Source organism: Lysobacter sp. Root76 (assembly GCF_001428685.1).
Classification (GTDB): domain Bacteria; phylum Pseudomonadota; class Gammaproteobacteria; order Xanthomonadales; family Xanthomonadaceae; genus Lysobacter.
Window position 1 is genome coordinate 104,550 of record NZ_LMIK01000001.1, and the last position, 20,141, is coordinate 124,690.

A 20,141-nucleotide genomic window follows, 5' to 3' on the forward strand; every position below is an offset into this window, starting at 1 on the left:
CCGGCCGAACTCAGGCGATGGCTGCTGCCGGGATAGGTGAACGCGGTGGTGATGCCGCCGTGCAGCAGGCTGGTGCGGTTGCCGGTGGCGTCGTAGGTATAGGTCTCGATCGGCGTACTACTCGGGCCGTCGCGCAGGATGGTCAGGCGGCCGAGGTTGTCGTAGTCGTAGCGCGACAGAAACGCGCTTTGCAGGCCGTCCTTGAGTTCGGTCAACTGACCGGCGTGGTCGTAGCCGTAATGCAGCGACAGGCCGCCGCTGGCGTTGTCCTGGATCGTCTGGACGCGGTAGTCCAAGTCGTGGCTACGCGACAGGCTGCGGCCGTTACCGTAGGTCCAGCCGACCGCGGGGCCGAACGGGGCGTAGCCGGCCTGGTTGAGCAGCACGGTGCGGCTGCCGCCGTTCGGCGTGACGCCGACCTCGGTGATGCGGCCCAGGGCGTTGCGCACGTAGTCGACCAACGCGCCATCCGGGTAGGTCACGGCCTGCAGATCACCCGCTGCGGTGTAGGCATAGCTCACCGCGAAAAGTTGGCCGCCGATCAACTGCGTCTTACGCGTGACCTGACCGAAGCGGTTGTAGCAGTAGCGCTGTTGCACGCCAAAGCGGCTGGAGCCGGTCAGGCGCCCTTGCGCGAAGCCCTCACCCGCGCCGCAAATGGCGTTGACAGTGTCGTACTGGTAGACGATGTCGTTGCCGCCGCTGGTGGCCAGCATCGACACCGAGGTCAGCCGATTGAGCGCGTCGTAGTCGTAGGTGTGCGCCTGGCTGTCGTTGGCGTCGAGGCGGCTGTCGAGGTTGCCGGCGCTGTCGTAGCCGTACTGGGTCAGGCCGGTGTCGGGGCTGGTAAGCGCGGTGACGTCGCCGAAGCCGTTGTAGGCGTAGCCGGTGTTCAAACCCTTGGGATCGGTGACCTGGGTGACCTGATCCAGGGCGTCGTACTGGTACAGGGTTTCGGCGGCGATGCCGCCCGGGTCCTGGACGGTGCGCGAGACGCGGTTGAGCGGGTCGAAGTCGTGGTCGACCACACGGCTGAGCGGGTCGGTGACCAAGTTGGGGTTGCCGTCGGCGTCATAGGTGGTGCCGGTGATGTGGTTGCCGGCATCCTTGTGCTGCGTCTGCTCGCCCAGGCTGTTGAAGGCGCGGCCGAGCTGGCGGCGCAGCACGGCGCCGCTGTCCTTGGTTTCTTCCTGGGTGCGGTTGCCGGCGGCGTCCAGGGTGTAGTGAATGGTGTTGCCGGCGTTGTCGGCGACGTCGGTCAGGCGCTGGGCGGCGTCGTAGGTGAACACGACATAGCGGCCGTCGGGCTGGGTCAGGCGCTGGACCAGGCCGGTGGGCTCGTAGATCGCGGAGGTGATCCGGTCATCCGTCTCGCTGCCGGCGTTGGGGCCGCGGACCTTGGTGGCGGTCAGCCAGCCGCGCGGGTGGTACTCGTAGTCGGTGACGACGTCGGACATGTCCTTGACCGACAGCACACGGCCCTGGGCGTCGTACTGCAGCACTTCGGTGACCTGCCCCAGCGCGTTGGTGGTCTTCCACAGGTCGCCCTTGCGGTGCGGGCAAGTGGCGGGGGCGGACGCGCAGCCGGCGTCGTCGCTGGGGTAATAGGCGTAGGTCGTGACGTCGCTGACATCGGTGCGCGGGCCGTCGATGGACTTGAGCAGGCCCAGCAGCGGGCAGGTGCTGTTGCTGGCGGCGACGTCGGCGGCTTCGCAGTAGGCGTAGGCCGTGGTGCGGGTGGCGTTATTGCTGGTGTCGCGCACCGTGACCGAGGTCGGTTGCTGGCGTGCGTTACGGGTGATGCGGGTTTCGCGATTGCCGACCAACGTCATCAGCACGCGGTTGGTCGCCAGCTCGGTGCGCTGCTCGGTGGTGCGCGCCTGCGCGGTGCCCTGGGCCTCGGTGACGGTGTGCTTGCGCACGGTCAGGCCGGACGGCGTGTCGGTGAGTTCGGCGTACTCGTGCTTGGTCACCGTGCCGTTGCGGTCGGTGACGGTGTCGAGGCGGCGGCGGAAGTCGGTGGACTCGGGGTAGTAGGTGTAGCTGAGGGTAGTGGCGCCGTTGTTGACGGAGGCGACCTTCTTCGGGGCGCCGCTGGGCGGGGCTGCGGTGAAGGTGTAGGTGTTGGTGCGCTGGAGTGGATTGGTGACGGTGGCCGTGCCCGAGGGGTCGTAGTCCAGCAAGGTCGGGGCGCCCACCAGATCGCCGCGCACGCTGTAGTCCGCACGCGCCTTGGCGTCGTAGTCGTAGGTGCTCAGACGGCGGTTGTCTTCGGCCGTGATGCCGGTGAGCAGTGCCGGGAACGACGCCGATGCGTAGTGGTAACGCAGCTGTGCGCCGCCGCTGTAGGTCGCCGTCTCGACCTGCCCGGCCGCGGTATAGGCATAGCTCGCCAGCACGGTGCCGGCGGAACTGATCGACGCGACCGGCGCATTGCCCTTGTTCGAGGCGTAGGCGAAATCGAGCGTGCGCCCGCTGCTGTGGGTCAGCGTGGTCAACCGCTGCAGGCTGTCGTAGGCATAGCTCAGCGTGGAGCCGTCGTCGTAGCGCTGCTGCAGCAGGCGGCCGTCGGCATCGAAGCTCAGCACGCGGTCGGCGCGGTACAGCGTCCACTGCGCGCCGGCGGCGACCAGACGATCGCCGCTGCCATCGCTGGCCTCGTAGGCCGCGCCCACAGGCTTGAACGGCGTGTGCACCCCGTTCTCGTCGACCAGACCGTAGTGCAAGGTCGAATTGCCGCTGAGCGGATCGGTGCCGATGGTCAGACGGATGTTGTGCGAGTGCGTCCAACCGTTGCCGAAGCCGCCGCCCGCGGACGAACCGGTGGAGTTGTAGCGGCGCTGGAACGACACCCAGCCCAGGTCGAAGTCGCGCGTGGCCTCGGTCTTGTTACCGCTGCCCGGCTGGCAGTCCTCTTCGTTCGGGCACATGCGCACCGGCGCGCTGGCATAGGTCATCTCCGACCCAGGCACGCCGGCGCAGGCCTGCTTGGCCGCGCTCCAGGCATGCACGGTGATGTTCGGGCACTGGATCGAACGGTTGCGCAAGATCGAGCCGTTCTCGTTCGTACTGGTGCAATTGCCGGGCGAGCCGACCGCATAGCTGGCCGTGTAGGCGGTGTTCTCGTTCAGGCTCTGCCCATTGTCCCAACTGCTGTCCACCTGCCAGTTCGGCGACACGGTCACGACGGTGGACGCCGGGCAGCCCTGCCCCACGCTTTCCGCATCCAGGCGCTGCGTGATCTGGTCCACGACCATCTGCAAGGTCGCGTTCGGCTGCTGCGGGTCGAGCAGGGTGTGATGGCTCCACTCGCCTACTACCGGCGGCACGCGTTCGAACTCGTACTGGTAGATCGTGCGGTCGTCCAGCACGGTCTGCTGGGTCACTTCGAAACTGAAGGGGCCATAGGGCAGCGAGAAATCATGCAGGCTTTCCATGTCCTGCTGCACGGCGCGCTCGGTGGCGTGCGGGCCGTTGAACGCCCAGTCGCTGACCCAGACCTGCCCGATTTCCTGCGCCGAGGCGGCGCCAGCCAGCAGCGACAAACACCCGAGTGCGACGGCCGCCCAGCGCGTACGCGCGGCGGTGCGGTGGCGGTTCAATCCTTCGTAACCCATACCATCCCCTTTTTCGAGTTGTCTGCGCCGGCCTAGCGGACGGCGCGGGTGTTGCCTACGTACGGCACCGGGCCGCACGCACGAATGCATTACACGACGACCCCGTCGCCCGGACTGCGACAGGTTGAGCGCGAAATCGGACAGCGCCGAGACAGGCGCACGACGGACGCGCGACCCGCGGCGAATCGTTGCGATGGGGCCGACGGCGAACGGCCGGCCGATCCACATTCCATATGCATCACTGCTTTGCTCCCCTGTGGGCTGCAGCGGTTCCTTGCGTCGCCGCGGACGGAAGAGTCCGGGAGCGACGTGGGGCCAGCTTCAAGGAGCACCGACTGCGCCGTCAAGTGCCGCGCCCAAGCTTCGAACCTGCTTTAAGTGTGCCGGCAGGCGTCGGGGCGCCCGGCATCGCAAACGACAGTTGCGCCGATACGTGCGTGGCAAATAACGACGATGCGATGTCCGTTGTCGTCCGGTTCGCGCCCCACAAAGGTGGCTGCGCCAATTGCCGCATCCAACGCACCAGAGAACGCGACCGTTTGCGGCAACTCCGAACCTCGATCCCCAATGCCTGAGAGCCGTGTAAGCAGTCGCATTAGGCGACGATCCAGAACTTATTCGGATCATTGACGATTGGCAGCATGCTCGCCCAAGCGATGACTGAGAGGTTGCCGGCATTGCCGATGCGCTCGAACATGACAGTCACGTCATCTTTCACAACAACCGAGGCGCGGTTGAATGCACCTGCAATGGTTCCTGCCATATCAGCGGTAAGTTCCGCAGGAACGCCGGATGCGCGGAGAACACCATCGTGGGCAATCGCGGCGCCCGCGCCGCTTGTCAGAGCGCGAAGGTCGCCAACCATGAGCCCCTCAGCAGCTGCCTTGCCGAGCGTGAAAGGTGACAGCGACATGCCGCTTAGAGCGGACAACAGGACTTCATCGGCCGCGCGCGCCAGGCCCAGCGTTATCGTCGCCAGCACCTGCGCGCAAAGCTCGTCGGGGTTCGAATATTTGCGACGGTCGCTGCGCGAAATTTCGAAGCGGACCGCTTTTGCGACCCCTAGATTCCAATCAATAGCCGACGACTGGATCGGGAGCGGTGTAGTCGGCACAGTCCCTCCCTCCTCGACGTCTACTGTGGAGAAAACGGCGAGTTCGATGCTCCGAACATGGCCTGGCACATGCTCCAGCGCCACTTGTCCCGTCTTGCCGACTGCGTGCGCCTTTGTGGCTTCCGGATAGATGACGATATGGGCGCCTGCATTCGCGACGCGGGAGTTCGCAATAACGACCGAATCAAGTCGGATCTCGTCACTTGAAGGCGCGGCGTTCGGCGTGCGACGAAGTCGACCGTCTTTGTCGAAGAGCCCCGTAAGGCTATCTGTGCTCAGGCACATGAGAGCAGAGCGAGCAGCCGAAGTCGGGATGTAAACCGTTGGCTCCTGCATTCCTACAGGGGTATGGGCACGGAACGCCTGAGCGGTCGTGGCCTCGGCCATCAAATTGCGAATCTTTTCCTGCAGCATTGGTATCAGGTCTCAAGTGGTGTGGCGGTAACCGCCGTCCGGGTAATGGCTTGCGAGCCATGCTTCCTTTGCCGCTCGCAACCCTTCCCAGCTCGATCCCGAGTACACAAGGTGCCGACTGCCATCAGGCGCAATCATCGTGTAGTGGATTTCCAAGGCTGAGGACTCGTCGTGCATGCGGGGCTCTGGGCGGCTCTGTGGGGCAAATCTTCGGCGTCAATTGCTGCCGCTTCCATTGCCGAAATGTCCGCCATGCAGGGAGCCCATTCCATTGGCGGAATGTCCGCCAGAGCCAGGAGAGGTCCTCTCGATGGGGTTCATGGACTGATGGCTGGCCTCTCGGCTAAGGCGGTAGATGGCCGACAGAAACAACAAACCCATTTTTGACGGGCACGCACAATGCGAACTAGGCGGTGTCGCCGACCCCACAGGCCTACCCCGCCAGGGAAGGACCCAGGCATCATGGGTACGGGCAATCGGTGATGGATCAGGAATGAATATCGACGACCTAAAGACCCACAAGTTCGTTACTGAGTGCTGGAACGACTCAATGGGCATGCGGCGCAAGCATAAGGAGCTCGGCATCGACCCGATGTCAGACAGCGTTAATGAACTTGAGTTCTATACATATCGAGTGGGTCACGCCCTGGCGCACCTATTAACCTGGATCGAACAGCTCCAAGAGGCACCGACTTACCTCGCAGACTTCAACTACTCTGGGAAAGCCCGGAAGAGCGGCATCACCAGAGCACGGTATCTCCTATACACCGTGGAAAACTACCTAATTCGCCTGCAGTCGATATACGACAGATGCTTGCAGCTAACGAATTGCGTATTCCACCTTTGCATTGAAGACTCGAACGTCGGGCATTCCCTGGTTGTCAGCAACCTGCAGGTATCCCGGACTGACATTCCGTCGCACCTAAAGCGAGTCAGGAAGGCTGTTGCCGGAAAGCAGAGCGATAGGAACAAGATCGTTCACCAGGCTTCCTACCAAGAAAAGGAGCTTGACCGCCTGCTTCTCTTCTACATCTACGACGAGTCAACCTGGGACGAAGCTCAGTCGGGCACCCCATTCAAGAACCTGGCAATCATGCGGAGCCAACTGCTGCGCAAGGTTGTCGCGGAAAAGCGCAGTGAATTCGAGGCAATTAATACTGAACTGTTCGAAGCCATTGGGCTCCTGCTCGACAAGTTTCTTCCGCACTATCGAAAGCACGTAAAAAAGGTGTCCACTTATGTTTCCGCCACCTAGACGCTCAGTCCCTATGTCCCGACCGCTTTAGTCCGTCCGTCCGGTTGCCTATAGGCAAACCGGACAAACCGGACACGACAAATCGGGAAAACCGGACGTAAACCGGACTCAAACCGGACGCTCGTCGACCAGGCTGACGTAATCACCAAACTCGATGTCGATGCGGCCGGCGTCCTTGAGTGTGTTCCGCAGGTCATAGAAGCGCTTTCTGTCTACGCCGTTCTCGGCTAGACGATCCCGCCATTCTTCAAGCTTCACGCGGGCCGCATTAGCGTCAAACCCTCCGCGCTCTAGCCTGGCGCGGCGCTCGTCAAATAGTTCCGCCAGGATTGAAAGCGCGAGAGTTTGATTCCGGCCGCGCCCAGTCTTTCCTGCCTTAGCTGGCGCGACATGGGGCACACTCCAAAGAGCCGCGCTTGTGATGGGCTTTCCCTCGTCATCGGTTAGCCCATCAAGGGTCACCGTTTCCAGCTTGAAAGCCAGCGGCGCGGGCTGCTCAGCGTCCTTCATCTTGGTGGCGTCGATCCGCACGACGCCAGATTCGTCCTTCGTGAGGGCGTATTCCGCGTCCAAAGCGCCTTTAAGTGCCGTGCTACCGCGCGCCCTCGATTTGTCGGCGTGGCCGGAGTGGTGAACGATCAGAACGGTGGCTCGCCATTTCGCCCTAAGGAACGCATCCAGGTTTGCGATGAACGACCCCATGTCTTGCGCGCTGTTCTCGTCGGCGCCGCCGAAGTTGCGGGCTAGAGTGTCAATGACGATTAGCGCTGGCTTGTGACCCGTCACAGCTTCCAGCCCCCCAACCGCGTTGGCGACCTCTGCCGCCGCTGCTGCACTGCAAAGCTGAGCCGGACGCTGGCTAACGAACAGTGGTGCCCCGGCCAGGGGAATGCTGTTGTGCTGCGACCAAGCGACAAAACGACGGGCTAGGCCGTTCTGACCCTCGCCAGCGATGTAGAAAACCGCGCCCTGCGTGGTTTTGTTGCCATGCCAGGATGTTCCGGTCGCAATACAACAGGCCAGGTCGATCGCGGCAAACGACTTGCCGCAACCAGGATCGCCGAACATAAGCGCCAGCGAGTCAGCTTCGACATAGTTGCGAACTAACCAGGCGACCGGCTTTAGCCCGTCGCCGATCATGTCCCCAATCAGCGTGAACCCGAAGCCAGCCGCCGGCTTGTCTACTACCGGCGGCCGGACTTGCGGTAGATGCGGCGCAGCCAATTTCGCAAGCCGCGACGCTCGCTGCTCGTTCAAGTGTCGAAAATATGCTTGCCACTGAGGGACATTCTCCGTGAGCGTGTACTCACCTGGGGTAGCCGTCACCGCTGAAGCTCCATTGCATCCAGCACCATGCGAACTGCATCCAGCTCGTTGAACTCGAATGGAGGCGGGCAATTCGGCAACATGGCGAAGCGTTCCCATTGCCGAGCCATATGCCGCGTGTGGGCGAACACGTCGTCAACGGACATTTCTCGCAGCCCTGCCCGCACCGTTCGCCAGGCCGCTTCCATCCTGCGCGCCTCCAGAGCGCCGAGTGTCAGCTGCCTATCTCGCCAGCGGGGTGCTATCACCAAGCGACTAAGGAATCGATGCTCGATGCGGAATGGTCGAAGCGGAAGCGGACATTTCCGCAATGACGCGCTTGCCAACTGCTCCCTAGCATTGGCGTCGCTCTCGGTGTTTTCCTTGGCCCCGGCCCCCAAGCCGGGGCTTTTCTTTGTCCTCACGCGGCCACCCCCTCGCGGTCGGCAGTACGTGCGCGGTAGGAAACAGGTTTGCCGGCTTTGCTGCGGGACTCCAGGAAGTCGACCCATGCCGACACAGCGGCGGGACGCGCGAAGCGCCGGCGGCCCACCAGGAAGGTTTCCAGATGGCCGGCGTTGATAGCGTCATGAATAAGCGGAAGGCTTTCGCCAGTAAGGTCGGCGATTGCTCGAAGCGACAGCTTGAATGGTTCCATTCGCTGCATACGGGTAGACCCTTGCGATATATCGCGATAGTTGCGACAGGGTCAGTTTCAGCACTGCCGCAGAAGGGTTCCATTGCAGGAATGTCCGGACGTCGAAGGCGCGCTTTGGCAGGAAGGCTCTTAGCCGCGCACCTCTCGCAAGCGGATCGATCTGGGTTTCCGTACATGCATCCGTACGCGGCAGATCTCAGGGCGGCAGAAAAGAAAAAACCCCTGATAAATCAGGGGTTTGTATTGGTGGAGGTGGGGGGAATTGAACCCCCGTCCGAAGGCACTCCATCCCCGGCACTACATGCTTAGCGCTCCGTTAGATCTCGCCCCCGGACAGCACGGCGCGCAAAGCGCATCCGGGAACCAGCCTGTTTTGGGTTGACCAGGGATTGACAGGCAACCGTCCCCAGCGATTCCGTGATGATGACCCTACGCTGCGAGCACGGACACAAGCAGTTTCGGGGCTTACGCCTTAAGCGGCGAGAGCGTAGTTGTCGTCGTTGGCAACTAAAAGTTTGCAGCTGGATTTACGAGGAAAGCTACCCCCTCGGCATGCGCCAAGCGATTTTGCAACCCCCGTCGAAGCCAGTGCACCCCCGGGGACAGCTAACGCTGACCCGATCAGTATAGGGACGGCGGGCGCATTCACAAGCGCGGCGACGGCGGCGGTTCATCTGGGCGGCTGCGGCGCGCTCACGGCCGCAGTGCGTCGTCTGTGCCGATAATCCGCAAGACGCCCCCTGCCTTCGCGGCCCCCAGCCATGACGCTACGCGACCTGCTCGGACTCGATTTCCCGCTGATCCAGGCGCCCATGGCCGGCTCGCAGGGCAGCGCGCTCGCGCTAGCGGTCTGCAATGCCGGCGGGCTGGGCTCGCTGCCGGCGGCGATGCTGAGTCCGGCGAGTTTGCGCGAGGAGCTGACCGCGATCGCGGCGCAGACCGACCGTCCGTACAACGTCAACTTCTTCTGCCACACCCCGCCTGCGGCCGATGCCGCTGTCGAGGCGGCTTGGCGCCAGTCGCTGCTGCCCTACTACCGCGAGTTCGGGATCGATCCGGACGCCGGCGGCGCGGCGGTGGGTCGGCGCCCTTTCGATGCCGGAGCGGCGGAGCTGCTGGCGCAGTTCCGGCCGCGCGTGGTCAGTTTCCATTTCGGCCTGCCGGCGCCGGAACTGTTGGAGCGCGTGCGCGCCTGGGGCGCGACGGTGCTGGCCTCGGCGACCACCGTCGAGGAGGCGCGCTGGCTGGAGGCGCACGGCGCCGATGCGGTGATCGCGCAGGGGCTGGAGGCCGGCGGGCACCGCGGGCACTTTCTCGACATGGACCTGAGCCGGCAGCTGAGCACCTTCGCGCTGGTGCCGCAGATCGCGCGTGCGGTCCGGGTGCCGGTGATCGCCGCCGGCGGTATCGCCGATGCGGACGGGGTGGCGGCGGCGATGCATCTGGGCGCGGCCGCGGTGCAGATCGGCACCGCTTACCTGCTCTGCCCCGAAGCCACCACCAGTGCGGTGCATCGCGCCGCGCTGGGCAGCGAAGCGGCCGCGCATACCGCGCTCACCAACCTGTTTTCCGGGCGCCCGGCGCGCGGTATCGTCAATCGTTTCATGCTGGAGCGCGGGCCGATCAGCGCGCTGGCGCCGCCCTTCCCGCTCGCCGGTGGTGCGCTGGCGCCGATCCGCGCGCATGCCGAGGCGCAAGGCAGCGGCGATTTTTCGCCGTTGTGGTCGGGGCAGAATGCGAGCGGCTGCCGTGAGATTCCGGCGGGCGAATTGACGCGGGAGTTGGCGCGGGGGTTCGAGCGCGTAGTTTGAGTCTGCTTCCTGTGGGAGCGGCGTAAGCCGCGATTGCGTGGCCGCGGACAGCGCTAGTCTCCGATCGCTGCTGTCGACATTCTTTTGTGCTATCGCTGCAGAGCAGTTCGCGCGCTTTTCATTGTCGCGGGGGAAAGGCGACGCGTCGATTTTGGCGGGTCTGGCGCGCTTCGAGAGTTGCGATGCAGGTGCGGGGTCGCGATCGCGGCTTACGCCGCTCCCACAGGGTGCTTGGGAAGGTGCGGCGTTGGTGGGGGTCGCGGTCGCGGCTTACGCCGCTCCTACAGGGTGCTTTGGGGAGGTGCGTCGTTGGTGGGGGGCGCGATCGCGGCTTACGCCGCTCCTACAGGGTGCTTTGGGGAGGTGCGTCGTTGGTGGGGGTCGCGGTCGCGGCTTACGCCGCTCCTACAGGGTGCTTTGGGAGGTGCGGCGTTGGTGGGGGTTTGTGGTCGCGGCTTACGCCGCTCCTACCCCGGGGCGCGAAATGGGGGTGAAGGCTTAACGCAGCGCTTCGGCCAGGCCCGGCGGGTACAGGGCGGTGTCGGGGTCGGCGGCGGTGCCGCGGCGGCGGACCAGGGCCTGGCGTACGCGCTCGGCGTCGGCCTGGGTCACTTCTTCTTCGATCATTTCGACCTTGCCCGCGCTCAGGCTGGCGATCGGCAGGCCGTCGCGGAACAGCAGGCGCGCGCCCGGCAGGCGGGCGACGCGGTCGCCGGCCAGTACGGTGCCGGCCAGGTTGAGCGGGTCCATCGCCGAGACGCAGATCAGTTCGCCGCTGTCGGGGCGCTGGCGTACCTTGCGCAGCGCGCCGATCGCGTCGGGCAGCGCGAACTGTTCGCCCGACATGCCGTCGACGAAGCGGCCGCCGCGGATTTCGCCGCGCGCTTCCCAACGCCGGTACACGCGCAGCAGGTCGCGCCACGGCGGCAGCCAGTTGGCTTCGCGCTCGATTAGGCGCCAGAACACCACGCCGTAGCGGTTCAACAGGCTACGCGCGGCATGTTCGACGGTCTCGGCGTCGATAGCCGGCGCGGGCAAGCCGTCGTCGACCGAACGCGGGGTCAGCGACCAGCGGCCGGCGTCCTGGATGCCGAACATCGGCGTGCGACGGCTGCGGCCGCCGCGCGTGCCTTCGCGCTTGGACGGCGGCACCAGCAGCGCGCGCAGGCCGGCGTAGCTGTCGCAAGTCACGCGCCCGCGCGCGACCAGTTCGCCGAGCGCTTCTTCCAGTTCGGTCTTGAGCAGGTGCGCGCCGCGTTCGAGTTCGTCGAAGAAGGAGGCGCCGCGCACGCGCAGGCAGTCGACCACCTTGGCCGCGCGCGAGGACAGCGGCGCCTCGTCGGCGCGGCCGGCGGTCAGCGACGACCACACCGCCAGGTCGCGGCGCGGCAACAGCACGATCGGGGTCTGCCGCACCGAGGGCGCGGCGGCGTTGCTGGCGGCGTCGCTACGCGCCGGGCGCAGCCGCGCCCAGGTCACGCGGCCGGCGCCGCACAGGTCGTCGAGCCAGCCGCTGGCGTAATCGGCGATGCGCGCGCTCAGCAGCTCGCTTTCCCAGGCCGCGGCCGGAGCCTCGTAGCCCTGCAATTGAGTCAGCACCGCCTCGACCGCGTCGCGGCCGCTCATGCGGGTGGCGGCGGACACGCGCTGCCAGTCGAACAGGAAGCGCACGAAGTCGCGCGGCGACACCGGTTCGATCTCGCGGCGCAGGCGGCCGACGGTGTAACGGTGGATGCGCGCGAGCAGGTGGCGCTCGCACCACTCCTCGTCGCCGCCTTCGCTGCTCTGGCGGCTGAAGCGGCCGCGCATCACGTAGCCCTCGCTCTCCAGCCGCGCCAGGGCGATCTCCACCGCCACGCTCGGCTGCCGCAACGATGCCGCCAAGGCCGGCACCGTGGCCGGGCCCAGGCCGGTCAGGCGCGAGCGCAGCCATTCGGCGAGCACGGCCTCGGCCTCCCAGGCGACGGCGGCGTATTCGGCAGGCACGTCGACTTGCGGCGCCCAGTGCGCCTCGGGGAACAAGGCGCGCGCCTGCGGCAGGGTCTCGGTCGCGATCCACAGCGCAGCTTCGTCGCCGGCGTCGAGGGCGGCCTGCAGCCGGGTCGCGCGGCCGGCCCCGGCCAGGGCCTGCAGCCACGCCAGCCAGCCGTGCGCGCGCGCCTCGCCGTCTTCCACGTAGCTCAAGCCGATCAAGGCTTCGTGCATCTCGTCGGCGTTGCGCGCTTCCGGCCAGGCCTCGGCGCGGACCGCGGCGATGGCTTCCGGATCGAGGCGGCCGAGGTCGTCGGCGCTGTCCGGATCGGTATAGCGGCGGCTCATCACCGCCTGGGTGCGGCGTTCTTCCAGCGGCGCGTCGTCGAGGAAGGCGTAAGGGCGCGCGTTGATCGCCTCGGCCGCGATCGGCGACGGGCCGGTGACGTCGCGCGCGATCACGCCGACCTCGCCGCGTTCGAGCCGGCCCAGCAGCCGCAGCCAGCCGGCGGCGTCCATGGCCTCGTACAGGCAGTCGTGCAAGGTCTGCGCGACCAGCGGATGGTCGGGCACCTCGCGCTCGCCGGCCAGGTTCTCGGCGCAGGCGACCTGGTCGGGGAACACGGTCGCGAGCAGGTCTTCGCTCTTCATGCGCTGCAGCTGCGGCGCCACCTTGCGCCCGCCGACGAAGCGCGGCAGCGCCAGCGAGGTGGTCGCGTTCCAGCGCCAGCGCACGCCGAACAGCGGCGCGTCCAGCAGGGCCTGGATCAGCACGTCCTGGGCGCTGGCGCTGTGCAGGTAACGGGCGACTTCGAGCAACGGAAAGCTGTGGCTGGTCGACAGCGACAGCACGATCGCGTCCTCGGTCGCGGCCGCCTGCAGTTCGAAATTGAACTTGCGGCAGAAGCGCTTGCGCAGGGCCAGGCCCCAGGCGCGATTGATGCGGCTGCCGTAGGGCGTATGGATGACCAACTGGGTGCCACCGGACTCGTCGAAGAAACGTTCCAGTACCACCGTGTCCTGGGTCGGCACCGCGCCCAGGGCGTAGCGCGTGCGCGCCAGATAGTCGACCAACTGGGTCGCGGCGTCCTCGCCCAGGCCCAGCTCGCGCACGATCGCGGCGGCGACCTGGGCGTGCACCTGCGCCAGCGTGGCCGGGTCGGGTTCGCCGTGCGCGGCCAGGTGCGCGTCCACCATGCCGCGCAGCCGCGACACGCCCAGCGACAGTTCGTCGCTGCGGCCCGGCGCTTCGCCCAGCCAGAACGGGATGTTCGGCGGCGCGCCCTGGGCGTCCTCGACCCGGACCCGGCCCGGCTCGACGCGCAGGATGCGGTAGCTGGCGTTGCCGAGCTGGAACACGTCGCCGGCCAGGCTTTCGACCGCGAAGTCTTCGTTGACGTTGCCGATGGTGGTCGATTGCGGCTCCAGCAGCACGGCGTAGTCGCCGGTGTCGGGGATGGTGCCGCCGGAGGTCACCGCGGTCAGCGCGCCGCCGCGGCGCGCACGCAGGCGCCGGTGCACGGCGTCGCGATGGACGTAGCCTGCGCGTGGGCCGCGCCGGGTGGTGAAGCCCTCGGCGAGCATGCGCACGACTGCGTCGAAATCCGCGCGCGCCAGCCGCGCATACGGCCAGGCCTGGGTCAGGCGCGCGTACAGCGCGTCCTCGTCCCACTCGCGCGAAGCGACCTCGGCGACGATCTGCTGCGCCAGCACGTCCAGCGGCGCGACCGGCACTTCCAGCGCGTCGAGTTCGCCGCGGCGCACGCAGTCCAGCAGGGCCGCGCATTCGACCAGATCGTCGCGCGACTGCGGGAACAGCCGGCCCTTGGGCACGCCGCCGACATGGTGGCCGGCGCGGCCGACGCGCTGCAGGAAGGCGGCGATCGCGCGCGGCGAGCCGAGCTGGCAGACCAGGTCGACGTCGCCGATGTCGATGCCCAGCTCCAGCGACGCGGTCGCGACCAGCACCCGCAACTCGCCGCGCTTGAGCCGTTGCTCGGCATCCAGGCGCAGTTCGCGCGAGAGGCTGCCGTGGTGCGCGGCGACCGCGTCCTTGCCCAGAAGCTCGCCGAGATGACGGGCGGCGCGTTCGGCCATGCGCCGGGTGTTGACGAAGACCAGGGTGGTGCGGTGTTCGGCGACCAGCTCGGCCAGGCGTACATAGACCTGGTCCCACTGCTCGTTCGACATCACCGCGCTGAGCGGCGACGGCGGCAGTTCCAGGGCCAGGTCGCGGCGCTTGTCGTAGCCGATGTCGACGATCTCGCAGTCGGGCCTGCCGTCGGCGGCGATCGCGCCGGCGCCGACCAGGAAGCGCGCGACCTCCTCGATCGGCTTCTGCGTCGCCGACAGGCCGATGCGCGCGATCGGGCGCTCGCACAGGGCCTGCAGGCGTTCCAGGGTCAGGGCCAGGTGGCTGCCGCGCTTGCTCGCGGCGACGGCGTGGATTTCGTCGACGATCACCGTGCGCACGGTCGACAGCATGGCGCGGCCGGATTCGGAGCCCATCAGCACGTACAGCGACTCGGGTGTGGTCACCAGCAGGTGCGGCGGTTGCTTGCGCATGCGCGTGCGCTCGCCGGCGGGGGTGTCGCCGGTGCGCACCGCGCTGCGGATACCGGGGTCGGGCCGGCCCATGCGCGCGAGCTGCTCGCGGATACCGGCCAGCGGCGCGTCGAGGTTGAGGTGGATGTCGTTGGACAGCGCCTTCAACGGCGAGACGTAGACCACCACGGTCTCGTCGGGCAGCCCGCCCTGCTCCTCGGCCTGGCGCACCAGGGCGTCGATCGCGGCCAGGAACGCGGTCAGGGTCTTGCCCGAGCCGGTCGGCGCCGCGACCAAGGTATGGCGGCCGGCACGAATCGCCGGCCAGGCCAGAACCTGGGCCTGGGTCGGCGCCGGGAAGGTCGCCGCGAACCAGGCGGCGACGGCGGGATGGAAGGCGGTCAGTGGCATGGCGCGCGGGCGCGGTCGCTGCTGCGGGAATCCGGTGGGGGCCGGTTCCGGTATGGGGGCGGCCGGGACGTTTCGGAAGGATAGCGCCGTGGCGGCGGCGGAACGCCGGAGCGGCTGCCGGGGCAGCGTTCAGCGCCGCGCGCCCTGTCCGACGATGTCCCGAGTCTGCCCTGCCCCCGTCTCAGCGACTGCGACTGCGCCGCCCGCTCAGCCGGGCGGCATCGAGACCTCGCGCACCACCTCGGCGGTCGCCCGGCTCTTGCCGGCCAGGGCGATGTCGGCCAGCGAAACGATGCCGGCCAGACAGCCCTCGGAGTCGACCACCGGCACGCGCCGGATCCGCGCGCGTTCCATCAGGTCGATGCAGTCGCGCAGGTCGGCGTCGACGCCGACGGTGCGCGCCGGCGCGGTCATGGCGTCGCCGGCGGTGGCGCTGCCGTCGCCGCCGGCCGCGACCACGCGCACGGTGATGTCGCGATCGGTGATCACGCCCATCGGGAACCCGCGCGCATCGAGCACGGGGATTTCGCCGCAGTCGTAGTCGGCCATCATCTGCGCGACCTCGCGCAACGGCGTGGTCACGTAGCACGAAGCCGGGTTGGGGGTCATGTAAGCGCTCACAGTGGCCATGCGGACTCTCCTTCGGTTCTGGTGTGCCGCACTGCCGGCACGGAAATTCAGCAATCGAGATGCTCTGCAATCGAACACCGCAGTGGATCCGGGCCGCCGGCCGGCAGCCCGGTGCGGACGCGGTGCGTAACGCAAGCCGGCCCGATCAACGGCCATGCTGCGCCTGGCCGTGTGTACGGCGCGTCCGCGCCGGCCGTTGTATCCTCGGCCCGGTATGCGTCCTTGACGCGATACGCCCTGCGATGCGACATCAACGGAGAGAACGCCATGACGACCAAGCTGGACAAGCCGCTGCGACGCGAACTGGAAATCGGCGACAAGCTCTACACCCTGACGATCGACGGCCACGGCCTCAAGCTCACCGAGAAAGGACACCGCAAGGGCATCGAACACAGCTGGAACGACATCATCGGCGACGACAAGAACGCTTCGTCTCCGAGCGACTGATCGCCCTGGCCGCGACGGCGACGGTTCCCGCCGTCGCGGCCTTGCGCATCGCGACCGAATCCCGCGATGCCATGCATTACGATGCCGACGCCTGCCGTCGGCGCGTCGACGTCATTTCTTGGCGACCATCAGGCCCTTGGCGTCGACGTTGCGCACGCCCTGCACGTTCTTGGCCACCGCTTTCGCCTTGTTGATCTGGGTCTGGCTGTCGACCTTGCCCGACAGCGAGACCACGCCGTTCATGGTATGGACGTCGATCTTGAGGCCCGACACGTCCTTGGCCGCCAGCAGTTCGGTTTTGACCTTGGTGGTTATCCAAGTGTCGCTTACCGGCTGACTGGATTCGCCGGTCGGCGCGGGTTGCGGGTGTTCCTGGGCAAGTGCCAGCACCGGCGCGATCGCGATCAGCGCGGCGGCCAGAAGGGAAACATTGAGTTTGCGAATCATGTGCGTGCTCCTGAGGAAGGGATGCCGGCGCGAACGATGCATTCGGTACGCGGCGGACGATTACGGCGATTGCCAGGAGGCGGGCGCCGCGGACGGAGGCACGGCATCGAGGCGCGATACCGCGATGACTCGGCGGCGATGACTCAGTGGTGGCTCTTGCGACCGGAGCCGGACTTCTTGCCGCCGCCGTCCTGCTTGTTGACGGTCGCCCAGGCGCGTTCCTCGGCGGTTTTCTCGGACACGCCTTCTTTGCGATAGCCCTCTTCGATATGTTGGGCCTGACGCTTTTGTTTGTCGGTGTACGCGGATTTTTCTCCACGGGGCATGGGGGCTCCTCCCGCCGGAACCATCCCGGCGTGAGTGCGACCCTAATCCGCGTGCGGTAAAGGCGACGCCACGATTGTGTTAGCGAGTCCGTTGACACCGCAAAGCGGTCACGATGCGCTCACGAATGCGGCGCTATCACTTCTTTATCGCAGTCAGGGAGCATGCGCGTGCACCGTGTTTCGCATCATCGCCACGATCATGAATGCGCCGGCGCGGATGAACGCGCGCGCATCGCCGGCCATGGACATCGCTGAACAGTTCCGCGTCCTGGTCGACACCGCCTACGCGATGGGCCTGGGCGGGCTGATCGGGCTCGAGCGCGAGATGAAGAATCGCCCGGCGGGCTTCCGCACCCACATGCTGGTCGCCGGTGCGGCGGCGCTGCTGATCGGCATCGGCCAGCTCGGCCTGACCGATCCGCGCCACCTCGCCAACGATCGGATCGCCGTCGATCCCCTGCGCCTGGTCGAAGCCGTGGTCGCGGGCGTGGCATTCATCGGCGCCGGCACCATCTTCTCGCGCCGCGGCGGCAACACGGTCGCCGGCATTACCACCGCCGCCTCGCTGCTGATGGTCGCGGTGATCGGCATCGCCGCGGGCTTCGACTATCGCTTGCTGGCGCTGGCCGCCACCCTGCTGACCCTGGCGGTGCTGAGCCTGTTGAATGCGTTCGAACGCCGCATGGCCGCGCGCGCGCCGCGCAAGGACGACGCCTGAGCTTCACAGTTTCGGCAGGCGCTGGCGCGCACTCGCGAAACCTTCCCAGGGATCGGCGCGCAGGCGCGCGGCGCGGCGCTGGGCCTTGGCCAGATCGAAGGCGTTGGGAGCGCCGACGCGCGCGAGTTCGTCCCAGCGCAACGGCATCGCCACCGGCGCGCCGGCGCGCGCGCGCAGCGACCAGCTGGCCACGCTGGTGGCTCCGCGCGCGTTGCGCAGCCAGTCGATGAAGATCCGGCCCTGGCGCTTGGCCTTGGACGCGGTGGCGACGTAGCGCAGCGGCGTGCGCTCGACCATCGCGTCGGCGAAGGCCTCGCAGAAGTGCTTGACCGCGGCCCAGTCCGGGCCGCGCTGGATCGGCACCACTACATGCATGCCCTTGCCGCCCGACAGCCGCGGCCAGCTGCGCAGGCCCAGTTCTTCGAGGCGGTCGCGCACGTCGCGCGCGGCGCGCTTGAGTTCGCTCCAGGGCACGTCCTCGGCCGGATCCAGATCGAACACCAGCCGGTCCGGGCGCTCGACGTCGTCGACCTTGGCGCCCCAGGGGTGGAACTCCAGGGTGTTCATCTGCACCAGCGCCAGCACGCCGTCCACGTCGTCGACGTAGACGTAGTCGGCCCGGCCCGACGACTCCTTCAACGCGATCGCATGCACGCCCGCGCCGAGGCTGTCGGCGTGATGCTTCTGGAAGAAGCAGCTGGCGCCGACGCCATCCGGGCAGCGCAGCAGCGAGATCGGTCGCTGCGCCAGCTCCGGCAGCAGCCAGGGCGCGACGGCTTCGTAATAGGCCGCGACCTGAGCCTTGCTGATGCCGTCCTCGGGAAAGACGATGCGTTCGGGATGAGTGAGCTTGGTGGCAGGCATGGCGGTGGAGTCCGAAGGCGGTGTTAGATCGTCGCGCACGCGCAGGAAGCTGGCCTGACGCACCAGGCCCTCCTTGCCGCGGCCGCGCGAGTGGATGTCGACGGTCAGGCGCGGCGCGACCCAGGTCACGCTGGCGGCGGAGAACGGCACGTGCCCGGGCAGCTTCACGGTCGGCGACTGGCGGCGCAGGGCCTGCAGGCGTTGGGTCAGCGTGCGCAGTTGTTCGTCGCTGAAACCGCTGCCGACGCGCCCGACGTAGCGCAGCCCGCCGCGCTCGGAGGTCGCCAGCAGCAGCGAGCCGAAGCCTTTGCGGCTGCTCTTGGGCGGGGTGTAGCCGACCACGACGAAGCTCTCGTCGGCGGCATGCTTGAGCTTGATCCAGTCGCCGCTGCGGCCGCCGCGGTACGGCGCATCGGCGCGCTTGCTGACGATGCCCTCCAGGCCCGCATCCAGGGCGGCCTGGAATACCTGCGCGCCGGCGCCGTCGATATGTTCGCTGAAGGCCAGCAGCGGCGTGGGGTCGGCCGCCAGCAGGTCGCGCAGCAGCGCGCGCCGGTCGCGCAGGGCGCAGGCGCGCAGGTCGACGCCGTCCAGGTAGAGCAGATCGAACAGGACCAGGCGCAGATCGTCGTTGTCGCCACGTTCGAGCTCGCGCTGCAGGCGGGCGAAATCGCTGCGACCGTCCGCGTCCAGCGCGACCAGTTCGCCGTCGACGATGAACTGCGCGGCCGGGAGTTCGCCCAGGGCCGCGATCAGGCGCGGCAGGCGTTCGGTCCAGTCGAGGGCGTTGCGCGATTCCAGCCGGACCGCACCGCGCCGGCCGTATCCGAGCATGCGGTAGCCGTCCCATTTGACCTCGTGCAGCCAGTCCTCGCCCACGGGCGCGGTCATGCGCAGGGTCGCCAGCTGCAATTCGACCCTGTCCGGCATCGTGGCGACGCGGGCGCCGGCGCAGGCTACGGCGCGGGTCTTCCAGCGTTTGCCGGCGGTACGCGCAGCGGCCTTGGCGGCAGCCTTTTTCTTAGCCGCGGGCGGCTTCGGCTTGGCTTGGACGCGCGTGCGCACCGGTTTCGCCGATCCCTCGAGCAATCCGTCGGCATCGATGTCGCGCGCGTAACGGTCGGAGCGCTTGATCAGCAACCACTGCGGCTGCCGGCCGGAGGGCCGCGTACGCACCAGGGTGTAGCGGCCGTGCAGGCGCTCGCCGTCTAGTTCGAACTCGAGCTTGCCGGCGCCGATCCGTTCCAGGGGATCGCCCTCGGCCGACCAGGTGCCGCGATCGAACAGATCGACGTGGCCGGCGCCGTAGTGGCCTTGCGGGATGTCGCCCTCGAAGCTGGCGTAGGCCAGCGGATGGTCTTCGACCTCGACCGCGAGCCGGCGCTCGCCGGCGCGCAGCGAAGGCCCCTTGGGCACGGCCCAGCTCTTGAGCACGCCGTCGACTTCGAGGCGGAAGTCGTAGTGACGGGCGCGCGCATGATGCAGCTGCACCACGAAGATCGGCGCGCGGCCCCGGCGCGCCTGCGCCTGCGCTTCGGGCTCCGGAGTCTGGCCGAAGCGGCGCTTGCGCGCGTAGTCGCGCAGGCTCACGCGGCCCCCGTGGCGCCGG

13 protein-coding genes, 1 other RNA gene and 1 pseudogene are annotated in these 20,141 nt (G+C 67.4%); 4 read left to right on the top strand and 11 right to left on the bottom strand.

Annotation, left to right across the window (positions count from 1 at the left end; all coding sequences use genetic code 11):
- Together ASE10_RS21345 and ASE10_RS00355 are read right to left on the bottom strand one after the other, a co-directional pair.
- Positions 1–3,845, bottom strand: a pseudogene (locus ASE10_RS21345) (DUF6531 domain-containing protein); the annotation flags it as partial.
- 367 nt (positions 3,846–4,212) lie between these two features.
- A complete protein-coding gene (locus tag ASE10_RS00355) occupies positions 4,213–5,145 on the bottom strand; it encodes a hypothetical protein (RefSeq protein ID WP_056305508.1) in 933 nt (310 codons plus the stop codon).
- 493 nt (positions 5,146–5,638) lie between these two features.
- Between ASE10_RS00355 and ASE10_RS00360 the strand changes: the two genes are divergently transcribed.
- A complete protein-coding gene (locus ASE10_RS00360; RefSeq protein WP_056305510.1) occupies positions 5,639–6,400 on the top strand; it encodes a Cthe_2314 family HEPN domain-containing protein in 762 nt (253 codons plus the stop codon).
- 108 nt (positions 6,401–6,508) lie between these two features.
- Here the strand turns inward: ASE10_RS00360 and ASE10_RS00365 are convergent, their stop codons facing one another.
- The 4 genes from ASE10_RS00365 to ssrA form a co-directional block, all read right to left on the bottom strand.
- The gene (locus ASE10_RS00365; RefSeq protein WP_162255236.1) at positions 6,509–7,657 is read right to left on the bottom strand and encodes a helicase RepA family protein; all 1,149 of its coding nucleotides are present in this window, start codon (positions 7,655–7,657) and stop codon (positions 6,509–6,511) included.
- Between the two features lie 65 nt (positions 7,658–7,722).
- Positions 7,723–7,914 (bottom strand): hypothetical protein, encoded by a 192-nt coding sequence (locus ASE10_RS20485; protein ID WP_162255237.1) that lies wholly within the window; start codon positions 7,912–7,914, stop codon positions 7,723–7,725.
- A 212-nt stretch (positions 7,915–8,126) separates the two neighbouring features.
- The gene (locus ASE10_RS19875; RefSeq protein WP_157480953.1) at positions 8,127–8,363 is read right to left on the bottom strand and encodes a hypothetical protein; all 237 of its coding nucleotides are present in this window, start codon (positions 8,361–8,363) and stop codon (positions 8,127–8,129) included.
- 244 nt (positions 8,364–8,607) lie between these two features.
- Positions 8,608–8,961: a transfer-messenger RNA gene (gene ssrA, locus ASE10_RS19350) on the bottom strand.
- Positions 8,962–9,124: 163 nt separating this feature from the next.
- Between ssrA and ASE10_RS00370 the strand changes: the two genes are divergently transcribed.
- Complete coding sequence (locus ASE10_RS00370; RefSeq protein ID WP_055899429.1) at positions 9,125–10,174, top strand: nitronate monooxygenase; 1,050 nt, start codon at positions 9,125–9,127, stop codon at positions 10,172–10,174.
- Positions 10,175–10,672: 498 nt separating this feature from the next.
- Here ASE10_RS00370 and ASE10_RS00375 read toward each other — a convergent pair whose 3' ends face one another.
- Complete coding sequence (locus ASE10_RS00375) at positions 10,673–15,100, bottom strand: DEAD/DEAH box helicase (protein ID WP_055899433.1); 4,428 nt, start codon at positions 15,098–15,100, stop codon at positions 10,673–10,675.
- Positions 15,101–15,307: 207 nt separating this feature from the next.
- Positions 15,308–15,730 carry a CBS domain-containing protein gene (locus ASE10_RS00380; RefSeq protein ID WP_162250115.1) on the bottom strand — a complete coding sequence of 141 codons (423 nt, stop codon included), beginning with the start codon at positions 15,728–15,730 and terminating at the stop codon, positions 15,308–15,310.
- Between the two features lie 267 nt (positions 15,731–15,997).
- Here ASE10_RS00380 and ASE10_RS00385 point away from each other — a divergent pair, with 267 nt between their 5' ends.
- A complete protein-coding gene (locus ASE10_RS00385; RefSeq protein WP_055899439.1) occupies positions 15,998–16,177 on the top strand; it encodes a hypothetical protein in 180 nt (59 codons plus the stop codon).
- Between the two features lie 111 nt (positions 16,178–16,288).
- On the opposite strand, the gene ASE10_RS00390 is transcribed toward ASE10_RS00385, so the two are convergent.
- Positions 16,289–16,624 carry a BON domain-containing protein gene (locus ASE10_RS00390; RefSeq protein ID WP_200945806.1) on the bottom strand — a complete coding sequence of 112 codons (336 nt, stop codon included), beginning with the start codon at positions 16,622–16,624 and terminating at the stop codon, positions 16,289–16,291.
- A gap of 143 nt (positions 16,625–16,767) precedes the next feature.
- Positions 16,768–16,950: a hypothetical protein gene (locus tag ASE10_RS00395; protein WP_055899442.1), complete on the bottom strand. Its 183-nt coding sequence runs from the start codon at positions 16,948–16,950 to the stop codon at positions 16,768–16,770.
- Between the two features lie 241 nt (positions 16,951–17,191).
- Here ASE10_RS00395 and ASE10_RS00400 point away from each other — a divergent pair, with 241 nt between their 5' ends.
- Positions 17,192–17,668, top strand: a complete 477-nt coding sequence (locus ASE10_RS00400) for an MgtC/SapB family protein (RefSeq protein ID WP_055899445.1) — start codon at positions 17,192–17,194, stop codon at positions 17,666–17,668.
- Positions 17,669–17,671: 3 nt separating this feature from the next.
- On the opposite strand, the gene ligD is transcribed toward ASE10_RS00400, so the two are convergent.
- Entirely contained in the window at positions 17,672–20,122 is a 2,451-nt protein-coding gene (ligD, locus tag ASE10_RS00405; protein ID WP_055899447.1) for a DNA ligase D, read from the bottom strand.
- Positions 20,123–20,141 lie beyond the last annotated feature (19 nt).

Coding starts and splice junctions, on each gene's coding strand:
- ASE10_RS19875 (WP_157480953.1), bottom strand. CDS start 8,363: ATGGAACCATTCAAGCTGTCGCTTCGAGCAATCGCCGACCTTACTGGC.
- ASE10_RS00400 (WP_055899445.1), top strand. CDS start 17,192: ATGGACATCGCTGAACAGTTCCGCGTCCTGGTCGACACCGCCTACGCG.
- ASE10_RS00370 (WP_055899429.1), top strand. CDS start 9,125: ATGACGCTACGCGACCTGCTCGGACTCGATTTCCCGCTGATCCAGGCG.
- ASE10_RS00355 (WP_056305508.1), bottom strand. CDS start 5,145: ATGCTGCAGGAAAAGATTCGCAATTTGATGGCCGAGGCCACGACCGCT.
- ASE10_RS00380 (WP_162250115.1), bottom strand. CDS start 15,730: ATGGCCACTGTGAGCGCTTACATGACCCCCAACCCGGCTTCGTGCTAC.
- ASE10_RS20485 (WP_162255237.1), bottom strand. CDS start 7,914: ATGGAAGCGGCCTGGCGAACGGTGCGGGCAGGGCTGCGAGAAATGTCC.
- ASE10_RS00360 (WP_056305510.1), top strand. CDS start 5,639: ATGAATATCGACGACCTAAAGACCCACAAGTTCGTTACTGAGTGCTGG.
- ASE10_RS00385 (WP_055899439.1), top strand. CDS start 15,998: ATGACGACCAAGCTGGACAAGCCGCTGCGACGCGAACTGGAAATCGGC.
- ASE10_RS00395 (WP_055899442.1), bottom strand. CDS start 16,950: ATGCCCCGTGGAGAAAAATCCGCGTACACCGACAAACAAAAGCGTCAG.
- ASE10_RS00375 (WP_055899433.1), bottom strand. CDS start 15,100: ATGCCACTGACCGCCTTCCATCCCGCCGTCGCCGCCTGGTTCGCGGCG.
- ASE10_RS00390 (WP_200945806.1), bottom strand. CDS start 16,624: ATGATTCGCAAACTCAATGTTTCCCTTCTGGCCGCCGCGCTGATCGCG.